A 1,058-nucleotide genomic window follows, 5' to 3' on the forward strand; every position below is an offset into this window, starting at 1 on the left:
CGGTCGGCGGTCGCGCGCCAGGGCGCCGGCGCCTCGGGTGGGCGGCCACGCCGCCGGTCGGTCACCGCGCGGCGCGCCACCTCCACGCCCCGGCTGGTGCAGATCGTCGGCAGCACGCCGAGCCCCTGCAGCGGATAGCCCGAGGGGGCATGAAGGCTCGACCAGGTGATGTGGAGCTCGCCCTCGTCGGGCAGCGTCACCACGGTCTGGATCAGGCCCTTGCCGGTGGTGACCGAGCCGATCACCACCGCCCGGCCATTGTCCTGCAGCGCGGCGGCCAGCACCTCGGCCGAGGAGGCGGTGGCGCCGTCCACCAGCACGGCGAGATCGAGCCCGCCCGCGATGTCGGCGCCGCCGGCGCGGTGGATGCGCGAGGCATCGGGGTGCCGGCCGCGCGCCGTGGCGATCACGCCGCCCGTGAGGAAGAGGTCGGCCGCGGCGATCGCCTGGCGCAGGAGCCCGCCGCGATTGCCGCGCAGATCCAGGACCAGCCCGGGCGGGGCGGGATCGCGGTGCGCGGCCTCGACCACCGCGCGCGCGAGGCGGCGGTCGGTCAGCCGGTTGAAGGCGGAGATGCGCACCACGGGCAGGGCGCTGCTCCAGTCCACCGACACCGTCTCCGGCGCGACCATCGCGCGCACCAGCACGATGGTTTCGCTGCGGCCGCCCTCGCGGCGCAGCGTGAGCGTGACGGGCGCGCTCTCCGCGCCTTCAAGCAGGCGGTCCAGCGCCTCCCGGTCGAGCCGCGCGGTGGCGCGGCCGTCGATCGCGACCACCTGCTCGCCGGGCCTGAGCCCGGCCGCCCAGGCTGGGCCGTCGTCGATCACGCGCACGATCCGCGCGCCGGCGGGATCCGGGGCGAGTTCCAGGCCGAGCCCGCTCTCGCCGAGCCGGCGCGACCGGCCGGCGCGCGCCTCCTCGGCCGGGACGTAGCGGGTATAGGGGTCGAGGGTGGCGAGCGCCTCGTCGAAGAAGGCGCGCACCAGGGTCTCGCGCGGCTGCCGGGCCAGCACGGGCGAGCCGGCGCCGGCGGCGGCGAGCACGCGGGCGGCGAGGGC

Annotated in this window: 1 protein-coding gene; it reads right to left on the reverse strand. The window is 77.8% G+C overall.

The features are described from left to right. Nucleotides 1-1,058: S41 family peptidase (locus FK498_RS18795; RefSeq protein WP_141857239.1), on the reverse strand; the 1,058-nt coding region annotated here is incomplete at both ends.

It is taken from the genome of Elioraea sp. Yellowstone (assembly GCF_006704265.1).
In the GTDB taxonomy this organism is placed as follows: Bacteria; Pseudomonadota; Alphaproteobacteria; order Acetobacterales; family Acetobacteraceae; genus Elioraea.